Origin of the sequence: Alkalicoccus saliphilus (genome assembly GCF_003044065.1) — a bacterium.
GTDB classification, from domain to species: Bacteria; Bacillota; Bacilli; order Bacillales; family Salisediminibacteriaceae; genus Alkalicoccus; species Alkalicoccus saliphilus.
In genome coordinates, this window is the sequence record NZ_PZJJ01000029.1 from 18,671 (window position 1) to 31,497 (window position 12,827).

A 12,827-nucleotide genomic window follows, 5' to 3' on the forward strand; every position below is an offset into this window, starting at 1 on the left:
GCCTTTCCTCCTGTTGAAGAAAGACTCAAGTTCTTTATTTAGAACGAATTAACAGTCATAAAAGATGAATACACAGGCTCATTGTCTTCTGTTTATATACTGCGTCTCCATGAAGTTCTCAATGGAGAACTACCGTGACGAACGTCAGCCTTCTTAATTCGTTCTAGAACGACGTGTGCTTTTATCCAAAAATGGAACGAATATGTAAAACCTCCCTACAGTTTACCATATCCTCCGCTCCTTAAATAGGTCTTTTTGTGATTAATGACGAATCTACGATGTGACGATATTATTTTTTAAACAGCTTCTGAAAGAGTCCCTTTTTTTCGATTTTATGCGGCTGCTCGGAAAACACCGCTTCGTGGTTAACAATGCGTTCGGCATTTTGTTTCAGAACCTGCGCCGTTTCCCCACCGATTTCCTCATACGCTTCCTGCATATAAAACCCGCGGGTTGTCGTATTGTGGGCGTCACTTGCGAGAAAGTGGGTCAGGTTGGCGTCGAGTAAATCGAAGGAAAAACTGCGGATTTTTTTGCCGAAACGACCGGTAATGCTTGCCGCTGTTACCTGCGTCAAGGAGCCGTTCTGGACAAATTCATACAAAAGGTCCGGCTTTTCCATAAACACGGAGTTTCGTTCCGGATGCACGATAATCGGGGTAATACCTGCAAGCTGCACGTCAAACAGCATCTGTTTCGCGTAGCGCGGTACCTGGTTGGAAGGAAATTCAACAAACAAATAGCTGGAATCATTTAATGGAAGCAGTTCGCCTTTTTCCAAGTCTTCGAGAAGTTCTCCGTATATGCGTACTTCCTGCCCCGGAAGAATCTCCAGCGGCACGTTCTGCTCGTTTAAAAAAGCGTTCGCTTTTTCTACTTCTTTTCGGATTACCGCAGCAGGGTTCGTAAAGCTTCCGTTCTGATGGTGGGGGGTGGCGGTGATTTTCGTAATTCCGTCTTTTACCGCAGCATTCGCCATCGCGAGAAGCTGCTCGTCATTCGCCGCTCCGTCATCAAGTCCCGGAAGAATGTGGCTGTGCAGATCTATCATGGTGTCTCCTCCTCTATCACAAAAGAGAGGGTGTTAACCCTCTCCGTAGTAGTAGTAATACTGCGATTCTTCCATCGACCGGTCGTTTAACACCGCTCCAAGAATGTTTGCTTCCACTTTTTTCAAGGAGTCGACCGCTTTTTGGGCATGCTCTTCTTCGGTTTTTCCGCTGCGAATAACGAGCACCGTGCCGTCCACAAGGCCCGAAAGAATCTGCGGGTCGGTGACGGCATTCACCGGCGGCGCGTCGAAAATGACGTAGTCGTACTTTTTGGACACGTCTTCCATAAAAGCTTTCATCTTTTTGGAACCGAGCAGTTCACTCGGGTTCGGCGGGATCGGGCCGGAAGGCAGGACATCGACGTTCTCAATCGAGGTCTGAAATACCGCCGCAGAAAGCAGTGCCTGCCCTGTGACGACATTTGTAAAGCCGATCTGGTTCGGCACCTGAAACGAAAAGTGCACCGTCGGCTTCCGGAGATCGGTATACACGAGCAGGATTTTGTTCCCCTGCTGGGCGAGCACGATACTCAAATTCGCAACTGTTGTGGACTTTCCCTCCCCCGGAGAGGAAGAAGTAACCATGATTGTTTTCAGCTGACGGTCGACGGACGCGAACTGAATGTTTGTGCGCAGCGTGCGGAACTGCTCGGAAATCGGCGAGCGCTTATCAAACTCCGTAATTAACGCCCGCTGTTTATCGGACATTTCTGTTTTTTTATTTTTCCTGCTAAGCGCCATACGTTTCACGTCCTTGTGACTTTTTTGAGTGGGTCAGGTCCGAATCGGTGACTTTTGACGTATTCATCGTGGAGATGGACGCAAGCACCGGGATGCCGAGTTTTTCTTCGACGTCGTCCTCCGACTTAATCGTACTGTCGAGAAATTCGAGCAGGAAGGCAATCCCGACAGAAATCATCAGACCAACAACAAAGGCAATCGCCATGTTGAGTGTCGGGTTCGGGGCGACGGGCGACGGGTTTTCCCCGAGCTCTGCTGCGGAAAGAACCGATACGTTATCAACATTCATAATTTCAATAATATCTTCCTGAAACGTGCCGGCAATCGTGTTGGCGATTTCCACGGCGGCGGCCGGGCTTTCGTCCTCTACCGTAATGGTCACGACCTGTGATTCGCCTTCCGCGGATACATTAATCTGATTGCGGAGGTCCCCGACAGACTGCTCGAGGTTCAGTTCCTCCAGCGTCGGCTCCAAAATTCTCGGAGACGTAATAATCACGTTGTATGTGTCGATTAAGTCCCGGCTCGTCTGCAGCTCGCCGGACGTGAACTGCTGCTGGTCTTCCGCGGCAGACTGGTTGACAAGCAGCTGTGTTGACGCGTCATACACCGGGGTAAGCACAAAATAAGACACCCCTGCTGCAAGCGCCACAGCAGCGGCGGTAATAATAATGATCAGACGAAGGCGCTGCTTCAGCGTCTGCATAATATCCTTTAAACTGATTGTTTCTTCCATCCTGCTCCTCCTGTACGTAAGTAAATATTTAGACAATAGCTTCTACTTATGCTAAAGGAAAACCCCCGCAAAGTAAATGTTTTATGGGAAAATCTTTCAATGGTCCTAAAATTATATTGTTAGTTTCTCCCTTATCTTTTATACTGGACAATAGAATCAGACGCGAAGGAGACTAATTCATGAAAAAATTACTGTATATTCTCGGCGGCCTGTTCGTCGTCCTGCTGCTCGTCGGCGGAGGTTTTGCTTTTTATTTATATAATTCTGTACAAAGTACCGTTAACTCTGAAATGCACGTCGGCCTGGACCGCGACAAGCCGGACAGCCGGGACTCGGAAGTCGACATGGACAACCGCGAACCGACGTCGTTTCTTTTAATGGGTGTTGACGCGGAAGAGTCCACCTCTGGACGGACGGATACGATCATGGTCGTCACCGTCAACCCGGAGGACGAATCGATGCGTATGCTCAGCCTGCCTCGTGACACACGGATGGAGCTGCCCGGCCGGGGAGAAGACAAAGTAAACCATGCCCACGCTTTCGGCGGGGCGGATCTGGCGCTGGAAACCGTGGAAAACTTCCTTGATATTCCGCTCGACTACTTTATTACCGTGAACATGTCCGGCTTTCAGGATATGGTCGACGCGGTTGGTGGCGTCACCGTAGAGAACAACTTCTCTTTTGAACAGAACGACCACTACTTCCAGGAAGGCGAAGTGGACCTGGACGGTGAAGAAGCTCTTGCCTATGTCCGTATGCGTAAAAACGATCCCGACGGCGATTTCGGAAGAAACGAACGCCAGCGGCAAATTGTCAACGCGATGGTACGGGAAGGCGCACAGTTCAGCTCGATTACGAGAGTAGAAGACATTCTCGATGCAGTCGGCGGCAACGTCGTCACAAACCTTGACTTTGAAAAAATGCGTAAACTGCAGAGCAACTACAGCGATACGCTGTCGGACCAGCAGACGCTTGATATCGACGGCCACGGCGAAACCATCAACGGCGTCTGGTACTACCAGGTAACGGATGAAGAACGCCAGCGCCTAAGAGATGAATTCCGCACCCACTTAAATCTCGAGAACGAGGTCGCAGTGAATGGGGAAGATGAAGACGAATCATAAAAAGAGCTGCCTCCGGGCGGCTCTTTTTGTTGTTAAAGGGAAGGACTTACAACCTCCCGCCGCTTTTACAGAGAAACAGAACGCAGAAGTGTTTCGCTTCTGCAAAGATCATTGAAAAGGAAGAGGAGTTCTTGATGCTGGTACAATTACTCAGAAAATTGGTAGAAAAACGGGAAGCTCTGGGAGTATTATTCGCCGCTGGAAGTATTCCAGCGGTGGCGGGAAGTATTCCAAGGAAAGTTGGAACTATTCCGGGGGGAGGCTGGCAGTATTCCGGCAGCAGTTGGGAGAATTCCCCGCCGCTCCCCCTTTTCCTTCTATCTAACTCCGTTCAGCAGCCCTTTAAAAACAAAAAAGGTTCAGGACAAATGCCCAGAACCTTTACTGTATGAAAAAGCAGTGGTATTTACTAAAACAGCCGTCTTCTCTAACTAATTCCCTGCTTATTCCCCGCTCTGCTTGCCTGTTTTTTCTTCCGCACTTTTCGCAGTGACGAGAAACCAGTCGTTAATAAGCGATTCTTTGTTGTAGTTCATCCGCTTTTCGGCGGCGTACGTTTCCACCCGTCCGCCGGCTGCTTCCACGATCGCCTGCCCGGCGGCGGTGTCCCACTCCATCGTCGGCGCGTAGCGCGGATAGTAGTCCGCTTTTCCTTCCGCCGTAAGGCAGAACTTCAGGGAGCTTCCTCTGGAGACGAAATCGACCGTGTGAAACTTTTCTTTTTGACTGATGAACGTTTCCGTTTCTGCCGATAAATGTGAACGGCTCGCGGCGATGCGCACCGTTTCCCACGTTTCCGCCATCGGAAGCGGGATCGCCCGCTCGAGGATGGTGTCGATCGCCCCTCCCTGATACGCAGACGCCTGCTCGAGCTTATAGGCATTTCCTTCAAAGGCGAACCAGCATTCATCAAGCGCCGGCGCGTAGATAATGCCTGCCGTCGGGTAGTCTCCTTCGATCAGGGCAATATTGACTGTGAATTCGTCATTTTTCTTTAAAAATTCCTTCGTCCCGTCTAATGGGTCGACGAGCCAGAACCTGCTCCACGCTTTCCGTTCGTCCACCGGGATATGCTGCCCTTCTTCACTCAATATCGGAATCGAGCTGTCGAGCTGCTCGAGGCCGGCGGCAATGATCCGGTTGGCTTTCGTATCGGCTTCCGTCACCGGACTGTCGTCTTCTTTAAACGACGTGCTGACATGGGTGTTGTACAGCCTCATTATTTCCTCCCCTGCTTCCAGGCAGATGGGAAGAAGTTTTTTCATCGTTTCTTTCATCGGGCATGCTCCTCTCTCGAATAAGTCCGTTGATATTCTATCCTGCCTTTTCCCCGGGGACGGTCGGTTCAAACAGTTTCCTCCCGGAGCCGGTCGATTAAAGGACGTACGTGACTTTCCAGCGCGTTTTTCGGCAGCTGGTCGAGCCAGAAGACGGCGAGGGCGTACAAAAACAGCTGTTTTTCTTCCCGGTCGAGTTTTTTTCCGTGCGCCGGGTGGTCGAGGTAGACGCGGGTGATTTTTTCAAAGGAAAAACCGGAGCGTCCGAGCAGCTTCACGGCATCGATTACTCTCGGCGCGCGGCGGAAGCTTGCCCAGTCGATCACGGTATACTGCCCCCGGTCGATAAAAATGTTCTCTCCGTGAAAGTCGCCGTGGATGAGCGTAAAGTGGCGCGGCCGGAGCTTTTTATAGAGCGGCTTGTCCATGACGAGCGTTTCCAGTTCTTTGTAGAGGATTTTCGCCTCCTGCGGAAAGTTCTTCCGGGCAAGCTCCCGGTGCACCCGCCGGAAAATACGGGTGTTTTTCCGCTTTTTATCGATTTTATCAAACATGTGCAGCGGAAGGTTCTGAATCATGTAAATAAGAAACAGCTTTTCCCCTTTTTCCATGAGCGTCCGCTTCGGAACGAGCGGTTTCAGCTTTTTTTCTTCGAGGCTTACGGCTTCTTCCAGGGCGAAAAGCGCTTTGTCGACGTTTTCCTCCGTGCAGTCGGTACTTAAAAGCTTTCCTTGCGCTTTTTCCTGGGTAATAAAAGCGGTGCCGCTGTCTTCGATCAGGCTGACAAGCCGCGGGGAAACGTTTCGGAGACCCGCAGACGCCGGATAAATGCGCTTATAAAATACGAGCTCCCGCTTGTTTTCCGACGTATTGATCACTTTTGTTAAAAACGTGCGTCCGTCTGCTTCATGCTGGAGAATGCAGCGGTTTTTCATGCCGTCCGTATAAAGCATCCGTGTCATAACGCGCGGGCCGAGCTTCTTTTCGATCAACGGGATGCTCCGTTCGATGGCGGCGGTTTCTTTCTTGGAAAAGCCGTGCCATTTCAAGTCCACGGCTTTTTCCGTGTCGCCGCTTCCCCCGTAGCAGGCGGCAAGTTTTCGGCGGATGACGTGGTCAAGCGGACTCCGCTTCAAGATCGCTTCGCCGTACGGAGCGGCTTCGGCGTATTTTTTTTCGGCGTACAGCTTTTTAAACGAACGGTGTGTCTTCCGGCGCAGAAGCCGGTCGAGCACGAGAACGTTCATCGCGGCGGCTTTTTTAAGCACGGCTTTCCCTCCTTTTTATGGGCGGTATTTTTCTTTTAAGAGGCCGAAAAACGTTCCGGCAATGACGAGGATGTTGGAGACAGCACCGATCACGCTGTAAAGAATGACCGTGTCCATCGCTCCGAGATACATCCCGCCGAAAACGAGTGCGAGAATGCCTATCGTCGTAAACGTCGTGTTCACGACGAGAAGAAACCGTTGCCAGCTGCGGATAATAATAATCTTCAGCGCCGGCTCCCGAATAAAGATGAAAAAGTGCCATAAAATCACCCAGCGGGCAATTTCTCCTGCGCCTTCCCACTCTGCGCCGAGCGCGAACGAAAAGAGCGGCGGGGCAAAGAGGACGAATACAATAACCGGGACAATCCCCGCTCCGGCAAGGACGCCGGTCACTTTCGCATACGCCGGCAGGACGCTCCGGTTATCCTGATGGATCGCCGTCGCTTTTTTCAAAAACACCTGGCCGAGCGACTGCGCGAAAATGTTGACAGGCATTTTAATGAGCCGAACCGACATGTAGTACAGCCCGACAAACGCCGGCCCGAAAAAGTACGCGAGCAGAAGCGGCGGGGAGTTGTTTGCAAGGTTATTGACGAGCGTGTTCGGTGCGTTGAACTTCGGAAACTGCCGGAACTTCCAGGCCGCCTCCCGCATTTCCGCCCCGGTAGGCTTTTCGACAGAAGGAAGCGGTGTGTTCTTTCGGGCGCTTTTCCAAAGCATCGCCGCGTTGAAAAAATTACCGAACATCTGCCCGGCGACGAGGCCGAGCGGGGAGGCCGTAAAAAACCCGAGTACAATCTGCGTCAGCGCCCGGCTCCCGTTGTTGGAAATGTTTGTGTAGGACAGTACACCGTATTCCTCTTCCCGGTTCATCCAGTATTTCAATACGGCCATCGCGCCGAGAAAGACAAGCGAAATTGGAATGAGCCAGATGATGCTTCCGAGCTTTTCAATTTGAAAGAGGCCGAGAAGGAGCTCTCCAAACAGGAAAATCACTATGTATAACAAAACCGTCGCGCTCAGTAAAATCAGAAGAATCACATACATAACGGCGACCGCTTCTTTCCGCCTGTCGGCGGTGACGATCGCGTACTCGTACTTCATCGTCATAAAAATTGTCAGTATCGCGACGACCGACGTATAGATCGAGAGCGTCCCGAACGCATCCGGGGTGTACAGCCTGGTAAGAATCGGGACGACCGCGATCGTAATCAGCTGCGCAAACGCGGTGCCCGAAAAAAGGACGAGCACCTGGCGGACGAATTTGCTTTTTTTCCATTTGTTCCACATCGTTTTCACAACTACAGCTACTCCGTAAGCTTTCTAAGCTGGATGCGGAGTGCCCTCGGCAGAAGACCGTAAGCGAACTTCGCCGCCGGGAAAGCGTAGTAGTACGCCGGAAGATCGGCTTTTCTCAAGTACGACAACTGCAGACCGGTCGTATTTTTCAGAAACTGGAGGCGGTTGTGTTTGTTTTCAAACGCCTGGTTGGCATGCGCACGCTTCGCGGTGAGCGGAAGCGGGAGAAGCCCGATCAAATAGCCGTTTGTCGCAAACCGGAGCCAAAGCTCCGTATCAAACTGTGACGTGCGCGATTCGTCATAACGCCCGACGCGGTCCAGGTCTTTTTTCTTCATCATCACCGAGCTGTGGATGACCGGGTTTTTAATAAAGACGCGGCGCGTGACATCCGTTACTTCCGGGATTCGCTGCAGCACAGGCCAGGACGGCTTGGCATTATTTAATAGAAGAAACGTGTTCGTGCAGATGACCGAAAATTCCGGATGGTTCAGTGCCGCCTGAAACTGGACGTCCACTTTTTTCGGATGAATCGGATCGTCGTCGTCGATGATCATAATGTAATCGTGCTGCGCGTGCTCCACGCCGAGGTTCAGCGCCCGGCCCCGGCCGACGCCGTTCGTCGTCACGAGCGTCACACCGAACTCCACGTCCTCCGCTAAAAGCTGGACGCGTTCGTTCGTATCGTCCGTAGAGCCGTCGTCGACGACGACGAGCTCAAAGTTGTCCGCTGTCTGGTTTTTGATGCTGTCGAGTGTCTGCTGAAACAGCTCGCCGCCGTTTTTGACGGTACATACTAAAGATACTCCCACATGATCACCTTTTCGACTCGTAGTTTGTCCGGATTCTTTCGGCTCCAGCCGGCTTTTGTACATCGCCTGATGCTTGTCCAGGTTGTTCGCCGTGGAATATTTTTGGAAGACGCGCTCTCTGCTGCGATTTTTTTCTTTTTCCAGCTCGTCACGGTTGTGATGCAGCCCGGTGATGCGTTCCACAAAGTCGTGAGCCGTGCGTCCAATGTTTGCTTTTTCTCCGACGACTTCCTCCGATCCCCCGGAGTTGGTTGTCAGGGCGACGGTGTTTTTCGCCATTGCTTCCACGAGCGTGCGCCCGAACGATTCCGTATCCGGCATGGACGTTAGAATGTAGACGTCCATATCTTCATAAAACCGGCTCATTTCCTCCAGCGTACTGTTGATGCGGCCGTGAAAGTCGTCTCCGAGCAGTGCTTTCATCTCGGCAAACATGTTTTCTGCTTCTTCATACGTGTGCGGTTCAAAGCAGCCGACCGCCATGCTTACTTTGATTTCTCCCGGCAGTTTTTCGGAAAGCAGGCGGCTGATTTCCAGCGCAAGCGGCCAGTTTTTCCAGTCCACGTATCGTCCGGCAAATCCGACGTGGAGTTTTCCGTCTGTATTCGGCGTCTGCTCTTCCCCGCCTTCAAACAAGTTCCCCGCCGTATTTTCAATCACGCGGTACTCCAGTTTTCTTCCGTAGCGGAATTTTTTCAGGTCGTTTTCCCACAGCTCCTTGTTGCGGTCGGTTGTTGTGACGAGTACATCGAGTTTCCGGAGAAAAACGTAAAAGATCCCTTTAAGCGGGCGTCCATACTTGGAATGCAGCCCCCGCTCTGTATGAATAAACGTCGTTTTTCCGGGGAGGATCTGGGCGTATTTCATCAGTGCCACAAGAAAGAAGCTCGCCTGCGCCTGTGTATGGATGACCTTTGGCTTCGTTTGACGGATGATGCGTGCTGCTTTAAAAAGATAGCTTACAAAAGCGAGCGGCTTTTTAATGAGCGGCTTCAGTTTTTCATAGGGAGTAAGTTCAAAGTACGTCACGCCGTCGACTTCTGCCGGCTTTTCCCCCGGCTGCAGAACGCCTGTTTCGTAATTTTTCTTTACTTCGCCGAGGATAATTTTCACCGATTCCTGCTCCCCGCCGACAGTATTCAAATTATTGTCTGTTACAAACAGGATATCCATCGTGTCCTCCCCTATCTTTCTAAGTTGGCTTTATTCACGTTCGTTGTAGATGACCACAGGAAAACTGTCTGCTTCTAAAAACGAAATTTCCTTTTAAAAAAGAGGAAACAAAACATGATGTTCCTCCTATAATAGATGATCTATTTTCAAGGCAGCAGGTGGCTGAAGTCTTCCGTAACGTCAAAAAAGAATATCATCGCGACGGCAAAGACCATCGCTCCTGCCGTCCAGTAAATTCTCGTCCGTCCGGTCATTTTCGTCATCGGGTAAAATAAAAGCAGCGGTGTTAAAAACCAGGCGAACATGGCGATCCGGTCGGAATAGGCGATGAAGGCGAATAAGGCAAACGCACTCGCGAAGGCGAGGTAGCTTTTGACGAGCCATCCGAAAAATTCGTCCGAGCGGAGCAGGCGGTAATAAAAGGCGATCCCCCATGCGGCCCAAAAAAGCGTAAACGCCAGAAAATCGAGCCGGTTGATCTGTCCGCCGGATTTTTCCATAAATTCCTCGGACGTAAACCGAAGGACCGTTTCTTCGAGCGGTCCGCCGATCAGTCCGACGACCGTCATCATGAGCATTTCATGCACTCCCGTCAGCATGAAAAAGACGCTTGCTGCAAGAAGAATCATGAGAAATTTTATGCTCAGGTTCAGTTTCCGGAGGACGATGAGCCCTGCCATCACGACCGCAGAGAGGTGAAAGAGAAGCGCCGCCCCGAGGAGCAAAAGAGATTTTATGTACTTATGGTCTTTTAAAAACACGAGCAGAAGCGGCAGCATGTGAACAGCGAGCCCCTGCCGGATCAGATTCGTCGTCAAATTAAAATATTCAAAGAAGCTGAGGTATCCGAACAAAAGCAGCGGGAGAAAATGAAAGGGAGTCATTTTAGGCAGCGTATACAGGAGCAGGATCCACATTACGCTCATCGTCACGCCGATATATATGTAGGAATTCGTCGTAATCTGTGCGATCAGCCACTGAAAGACGAGAAACCCGGTTTCCCAGCGCACTTCCGCGAGCACGGGTAACAGCGGCGTTTCCGAACTGTTTCCGAGTTGATTCAAATAGCGCTCCATGTCGCCGGTGATCGGGATCATCAGCGTTACAAGCACTGCAGTGATGGTGATTGCTGCCGTGAGAACCAACGTATGTGGAAAAGAGCGGAACGCATCTTTAGGTGAAAGCTGGTGGATTCCTACCCATAAAGTTAATAAAAAATAGTAAATCACGGCGCTTGTCCTCCACTTTCTTTAAGCTTCTTTTCGCACTTGGACATATACACCCATAGTACCACTTTTTATCCATTTACAAACCCCTGCGTCACAAAAGTGTTGAAAATATATCGTATTATTTCCCATGCGCCGGGACGTAAATTTTGAGATAATAGGAGTTGGTGTGATAAAAGGGAGCTCCGGTTCCAGATTCCCGGCATGAAAGAAGCACTGCCGCTGCGCGGAAAGGTCCGCGCATCCGACTTTTTCATTAAAATGATCAGACCCGCTAAATGTAAACAATTATTTCTACTAATTTTACAAAAAAAGACATACGTTTGCTTTTTACCGGGTATACAATTTATACTATATATTACAATTCTATTACAAGGGGTTCATTCTAATGAAAAAACTACTGTATATATTTGGTTCTTTGTTTTTGTTACTACTCCTTGCAGGCGGCGGTTACGCCTATTACTTGTACGATTCTGTACAGCGTACGATTGATTCTGACATGCACGTAGAGCTAAAACGGGACCAGTCTGACGAACGGGAACAGGAAATTGATATGGATAACGAGGAACCCGTTTCTTTCCTCCTTCTCGGGGTGGATGCTGAAGATTCCCGGCAGGGGCTGACAGACACCATGATGGTCGTGACAGTTAATCCGGCCCGCGACTCGATGCGGATGGTGAGTCTTCCCCGGGATACGAGAGTGACTATTCCCGGATACGGCGAAGATAAAATCAACCATGCCTACGGTCTCGGCGGAGCGGAGCTTGCTCTGGAAACGGTGGAAGAGTATCTTGATCTTCCGCTCGACTACTTCGTGACGATCAACATGGACGGCTTTGAAGAAATGGTTGATGCCGTGGGCGGTGTCCCGGTAGAAAATCAATTTGCCTTTGAGCAGAATGATATTTTCTTCCCGGAAGGTGATGTTTATCTCGATGGAGAGAGAGCTCTTGCCTATTCCAGAATGAGAAAAGAGGACCCGGATGGGGATCTCGGACGGAATGCCCGCCAGCGACAGGTCGTCAACGCCCTCATCGATGAAGGCGCCCAGCTGAGCTCGGTAACACGTGCCGAAGAACTCCTCGAGGTACTCGGCAGCAATATTTTGACGAATCTTGACTTCGACAAAATGATGAAGCTGCAGCAGCACTACGCAAGTGCCCGCCATAATCAGGAAACACTTGAAATCGACGGAGACGGTGAACGGATTGAAGGCATCTGGTACTTAATGGTATCGGAAGAAGAAAGACAGCGCATCAGTTCCGATCTTCGGGAACACCTGGAACTTGATAACAGTCGAAGTGCCCATCTGGAATAAGTAGTAGGATAATTAGAATAGACACACAGTATTGATCTCTTATATTCAAGTGACTTTTTTATATCGTTTAACAATTTCTCATTCTTCTCTTTACTTTTTGGAAGGTTTTGGCCGATAATAGGAAGGGTGATATTCCGGATAAGGGAGCGAAGTATATGTTTTGGAACACTACACGTAAAAAACAGATTCTTGAAGCGACTCATGCAGAGTGTCCCAGCTGCAGTGAAGTAACTTCGATTAAAGACTGGAACAACCTCGTCGTTCAGACTTACGGGACGGGTTCACCTGATATTCGCCGTGCAGCAATAAACCGAAAAAACAGTTTTCCGTTTCAGTGCCCGGAGTGTTTCAAAGGCTATTCAGCCCATATATTGAAATTCCACCACACTCCCTCTACCCGTAAAAACGTGACCGCGAAATCTATTGAAATAACATAATAAACGAGCTGCTCAAAGCCCGCTCCCCGGTTTGTCCGGGAAGCGGGCTTTTTATGTGGGAGGAAGCAGGCGGGCACGGGAGGAGCGGGAATTCTACCAGCAAGTGGTGGAATACTTTCAACCCTCCCCGGAATAGTTCCAACTTTCCTCGTAATACTTCCAACCACCGCTGAAATTCTTCCAACGGCGAATAATACTCCCACCCCTTCCCGTTTTTCTACCAACTTTCTGCGGAATTTGAAGTTAGTATAAAAAGTAGACACGCCAAAGTGATAGAATACAGCTAACGAAAGCAACCGGAGGAGGAGAAGGAAATGGAGAAGGAGAAAAAACATTACGACAGAAGATTCCGGCGATATGTCGCG

General features: G+C 50.2%; 12 protein-coding genes. 3 read left to right on the forward strand and 9 right to left on the reverse strand.

Translation table 11 applies throughout. From position 1 onward, the window contains the following. Nucleotides 1-289: 289 nt before the first annotated feature. Genes C6Y45_RS14015 through C6Y45_RS14025 form a run of 3 tightly spaced genes read right to left on the reverse strand, consistent with a single transcriptional unit; the run spans nucleotide 290 to nucleotide 2,528 of the window. Complete coding sequence (locus tag C6Y45_RS14015; protein WP_107585859.1) at nucleotides 290-1,051, reverse strand: tyrosine-protein phosphatase; 762 nt, start codon at nucleotides 1,049-1,051, stop codon at nucleotides 290-292. Nucleotides 1,052-1,084: 33 nt separating this feature from the next. After that, nucleotides 1,085-1,792 carry a CpsD/CapB family tyrosine-protein kinase gene (locus C6Y45_RS14020; protein WP_107585860.1) on the reverse strand — a complete coding sequence of 236 codons (708 nt, stop codon included), beginning with the start codon at nucleotides 1,790-1,792 and terminating at the stop codon, nucleotides 1,085-1,087. Beyond that, nucleotides 1,782-2,528, reverse strand: coding sequence for a YveK family protein (locus tag C6Y45_RS14025; RefSeq protein WP_107585861.1), 747 nt, complete (start codon nucleotides 2,526-2,528; stop codon nucleotides 1,782-1,784). Before C6Y45_RS14025 ends, C6Y45_RS14020 begins: the two co-directional genes overlap by 11 nt. Nucleotides 2,529-2,707: 179 nt before the next feature. On the opposite strand from C6Y45_RS14025, the gene C6Y45_RS14030 reads away from it, so the two are divergent. Both C6Y45_RS14030 and C6Y45_RS14035 read left to right on the forward strand, forming a co-directional pair. Continuing rightward, complete coding sequence (locus C6Y45_RS14030) at nucleotides 2,708-3,652, forward strand: LCP family glycopolymer transferase (protein WP_107585862.1); 945 nt, start codon at nucleotides 2,708-2,710, stop codon at nucleotides 3,650-3,652. A 29-nt stretch (nucleotides 3,653-3,681) separates the two neighbouring features. After that, on the forward strand, nucleotides 3,682-4,044 hold the full coding sequence (locus C6Y45_RS14035; protein WP_160058398.1) for a hypothetical protein: 363 nt from the start codon (nucleotides 3,682-3,684) through the stop codon (nucleotides 4,042-4,044). A 51-nt stretch (nucleotides 4,045-4,095) separates the two neighbouring features. On the opposite strand, the gene cysQ is transcribed toward C6Y45_RS14035, so the two are convergent. The 5 genes from cysQ to C6Y45_RS14060 all read right to left on the reverse strand — a co-directional run bounded on the left by cysQ (nucleotide 4,096) and on the right by C6Y45_RS14060 (nucleotide 10,710). After that, nucleotides 4,096-4,929, reverse strand: a complete 834-nt coding sequence (gene cysQ, locus C6Y45_RS14040; RefSeq protein ID WP_107585864.1) for a 3'(2'),5'-bisphosphate nucleotidase CysQ — start codon at nucleotides 4,927-4,929, stop codon at nucleotides 4,096-4,098. Between the two features lie 68 nt (nucleotides 4,930-4,997). Then, nucleotides 4,998-6,197 carry a phosphotransferase gene (locus C6Y45_RS14045; protein WP_107585865.1) on the reverse strand — a complete coding sequence of 400 codons (1,200 nt, stop codon included), beginning with the start codon at nucleotides 6,195-6,197 and terminating at the stop codon, nucleotides 4,998-5,000. Between the two features lie 15 nt (nucleotides 6,198-6,212). Further along, entirely contained in the window at nucleotides 6,213-7,487 is a 1,275-nt protein-coding gene (locus C6Y45_RS14050) for a lipopolysaccharide biosynthesis protein (protein WP_245922666.1), read from the reverse strand. A 17-nt stretch (nucleotides 7,488-7,504) separates the two neighbouring features. Further along, nucleotides 7,505-9,481, reverse strand: coding sequence for a glycosyltransferase (locus C6Y45_RS14055; RefSeq protein ID WP_107585867.1), 1,977 nt, complete (start codon nucleotides 9,479-9,481; stop codon nucleotides 7,505-7,507). Nucleotides 9,482-9,627: 146 nt separating this feature from the next. Then, on the reverse strand, nucleotides 9,628-10,710 hold the full coding sequence (locus C6Y45_RS14060; RefSeq protein WP_107585868.1) for an EpsG family protein: 1,083 nt from the start codon (nucleotides 10,708-10,710) through the stop codon (nucleotides 9,628-9,630). Nucleotides 10,711-11,095: 385 nt separating this feature from the next. On the opposite strand from C6Y45_RS14060, the gene C6Y45_RS14065 reads away from it, so the two are divergent. Continuing rightward, nucleotides 11,096-12,025, forward strand: coding sequence for an LCP family glycopolymer transferase (locus C6Y45_RS14065; protein WP_107585869.1), 930 nt, complete (start codon nucleotides 11,096-11,098; stop codon nucleotides 12,023-12,025). Nucleotides 12,026-12,380: 355 nt separating this feature from the next. On the opposite strand, the gene C6Y45_RS17650 is transcribed toward C6Y45_RS14065, so the two are convergent. Then, nucleotides 12,381-12,725: a hypothetical protein gene (locus C6Y45_RS17650; RefSeq protein WP_160058400.1), complete on the reverse strand. Its 345-nt coding sequence runs from the start codon at nucleotides 12,723-12,725 to the stop codon at nucleotides 12,381-12,383. Nucleotides 12,726-12,827 lie beyond the last annotated feature (102 nt).